The organism is Eisenbergiella porci (assembly GCF_009696275.1).
GTDB classification, from domain to species: domain Bacteria; phylum Bacillota; class Clostridia; order Lachnospirales; family Lachnospiraceae; genus Eisenbergiella; species Eisenbergiella porci.
Window position 1 is genome coordinate 1 of record NZ_VUMI01000124.1, and the last position, 3,102, is coordinate 3,102.

The following is a 3,102-nucleotide window of genomic DNA, read 5'->3' on the forward strand; positions in this document are numbered from 1 at the left end:
TCTCTCCAAAACCTGCTTCTTTCAGGATAAGCCCTCGACCGATTAGTACTGGTCAGCTGCATACATTGCTGCACTTCCACCTCCAGCCTATCTACCTCATACTCTCTAAGGGGTCTTACTTACTGGGATATCTCATCTTGAGGGGGGCTTCACGCTTAGATGCCTTCAGCGTTTATCCCTGCCGGACTTGGCTACTCTGCCATGACGTTGGTCGTCAACAGATACACCAGCGGTCCGTCCATCCCGGTCCTCTCGTACTAAGGACAGCTCCTCTCAAATATCCTTCGCCTGCGCCGGATAGGGACCGAACTGTCTCACGACGTTCTGAACCCAGCTCGCGTACCGCTTTAATGGGCGAACAGCCCAACCCTTGGGACCTGCTACAGCCCCAGGATGCGATGAGCCGACATCGAGGTGCCAAACCACTCCGTCGATGTGAACTCTTGGGAGTGATAAGCCTGTTATCCCCAGGGTAGCTTTTATCCGTTGAGCGATGGCATTCCCACTTAATACCACCGGATCACTAAGTCCTACTTTCGTACCTGCTCCACCCGTCGGTGTCACAGTCAAGCTCCCTTATGCCTTTGCACTCTCCGGATGGTTTCCAACCATCCTGAGGGAACCTTTGAGCGCCTCCGATACCCTTTCGGAGGCGACCGCCCCAGTCAAACTCCCCGCCAGACATTGTCCCCCGCCCGGGTCACGGGCGCAGGTTAGAAATCCAATGCTGCAAGGGTGGTATCCCAACATTGACTCCATGATTACTGGCGTAATCACTTCTTAGTCTCCCACCTATCCTGTACATACAGCATCGAATCCCAGTATCAAGCTGGAGTAAAGCTCCATGGGGTCTTTCCGTCCTGGCGCAGGTAACCAGCATCTTCACTGGTACTTCAATTTCACCGGGTGCATTGTCGAGACAGCGCTCAAATCATTACGCCTTTCGTGCGGGTCGGAACTTACCCGACAAGGAATTTCGCTACCTTAGGACCGTTATAGTTACGGCCGCCGTTTACTGGGGCTTAAATTCGGAGCTTCGTTGCCTGACTCCTCCTCTTAACCTTCCAGCACCGGGCAGGCGTCAGCCCATATACCTCACCTTTCGGTTTCGCATAGACCTGTGTTTTTGCTAAACAGTTGCTTGAGCCTATTCTCTGCGGCCTCCTTTCAGAGGCACCCCTTCTCCCGAAGTTACGGGGTCATTTTGCCGAGTTCCTTAACAATGCTTCTCCCGCCGGCCTTAGGATTCTCTCCTCATCCACCTGTGTCGGTTTACGGTACGGGTATCATATGAACAATAGCGGCTTTTCTCGACAGCCGGCCCGCCTGCTTCCCTACTCTAGTTCGGTCCGCATCACGGCTTCAGATTGCCAGACGGTTTTTCCAATCTGACTCCTACTCCGCTTGCACCGGTTTTCCCTTTCCCGGCTCAGGCTTTCCTTCTGTGTCCCCACAGTTCTGTCATATGATAGTACAGGAATCTCAACCTGTTGTCCATCGGCTACGTCTTTCGACCTCGCCTTAGGCCCCGACTTACCCAGGGCAGATCAGCTTTACCCTGGAAACCTTAGATATTCGGCCTGGAGGATTCCCACCTCCATCTCGCTACTCATTCCGGCATTCTCTCTTCTTACCAGTCCACAATACCTTACAGTACTGCTTCCTCCCGGTAAGATTGCTCCTCTACCAATACAATTACTTGTATTCCTAAGCTTCGGTGCCGTGTTTCAGCCCCGGACATTTTCGGCGCAGGACCTCTCGACTAGTGAGCTATTACGCACTCTTTGAATGTATGGCTGCTTCTAAGCCAACATCCTAGTTGTCTTTGAAATCCCACATCCTTTTCCACTTAACACGTACTTTGGGACCTTAGCTGTAGGTCTGGGCTCTTTCCCTTTTGACTGCCCAACTTATCTCGTGCAGTCTGACTCCCGTACATCATACCTATGGCATTCGGAGTTTGATATTCTTCGGTAGACTTTGACGCCCCCTAGGAAATTCAGTGCTCTACCTCCATGGCATTAATACGAGGCTAGCCCTAAAGCTATTTCGAGGAGAACCAGCTATCTCCGGGTTCGATTGGAATTTCTCCCCTATCCACACCTCATCGCCACCCTTTTCAACGGATGTGCGTTCGGTCCTCCATTGTCTTTTACGACAACTTCAACCTGGACATGGATAGATCACCCGGTTTCGGGTCTGCAGATGCTGACTTCACGCGCTATTGACACTTGGTTTCCCTTCGGCTCCGTCCCTTAAGGACTTAACCTTGCCAGCACCCGCAACTCGCCGGACCGTTCTACAAAAAGTACGCGGTTGTACCCCTAAGGTACTTCCACAGCTTGTAAACACAGGGTTTCAGGTTCTCTTTCACTCCCCTCCCGGGGTCCTTTTCACCTTTCCTTCACAGTACTATGCGCTATCGGTCACTAAGGAGTATTTAGCCTTACGGGGTGGTCCCCGCTTCTTCCCACAAGGTTTCTCGTGTCTCGTGGTACTCTGGATACTGCTGTCCTCACTCGGTTTTCGCTTACGGGGCTTTCACCCTCTCTGGCCGGTCTTTCCAGGACCGTTCTGCTAACCTTGTTCGTAACGTCTGCAGTCCGAACCCCAGCATGCACGCACACTGGTTTGGGCTCTTCCGTTTTCGCTCGCCGCTACTCACAGAATCGATATTTTTTCTTTCTCTTCCTCCGGCTACTTAGATGTTTCAGTTCACCGGGTTCCCTCCGCATACCTATGGATTCAGTATACGGTGACGGAGGTTTGCTCCGCCGGGTTTCCCCATTCAGACATCTGCGGGTCACGGGATATTTGCTCCTCACCGCAGCTTTTCGCAGCTTATCGCGTCTTTCATCGGCTCTTAGTGCCAAGGCATCCGCCCTGTGCTCTTTACAGCTTAACCTGTTGTAACTCGTCCTTTTTTGGTCTCGTTACCAGCATACATAGCGTTGTATGCCTTTTATTTGAAATCTTCATTTCTTTTTTTGCTTGTTTTGGATGTCTTCTCGTTTATCTTCTTCTATCCGGTTGGTTCTTACAAACCAACTTTTTAGACGTTGATACTTTAAGATTATTTTCAATATTCGGTTTTCAAGGTAC

1 rRNA gene is annotated in these 3,102 nt (G+C 51.2%); it reads right to left on the reverse strand.

Annotated elements, in window-relative coordinates:
- Nucleotides 1-22 precede the first annotated feature (22 nt).
- Nucleotides 23-2,905, reverse strand: a 23S ribosomal RNA gene (locus tag FYJ45_RS29035).
- Nucleotides 2,906-3,102: the final 197 nt, after the last annotated feature.